Below are 234 nucleotides of genomic sequence, written 5' to 3'. Positions count from 1 at the left end.
CCACAAACCCGTGCCTTGCGCAAAACGGCCATGGCCGGTTCTGGCATGCCATCGGGCAGATCAACAACAGAATACTGTTCGAAGATCTCGATATGACCAATAAAGGCACTTTCCAGATCCGCTTCGTTGGCGATGGCACCGACCAGGTTACCAGGCTTGAGGCCATGGTCGTAACCAACACCCACCCAAAAGCGCTGCATATCCACGTCCGGCTTGCCTTTTAATGGCTTGGCA

The 234-nt window shown here is 54.3% G+C and carries 1 protein-coding gene; it reads right to left on the bottom strand.

Annotation, left to right across the window (positions count from 1 at the left end):
* On the bottom strand, positions 1–234 hold a 234-nt coding region (locus Q4563_RS22820; RefSeq protein ID WP_303606174.1), incomplete at both ends, for a DbpA RNA binding domain-containing protein.

This window comes from Gilvimarinus sp. 1_MG-2023 (assembly GCF_030548285.1).
Note: the sequence above shows the minus strand (reverse complement) of the source record. Positions and strands in the feature narration are given on the sequence as shown.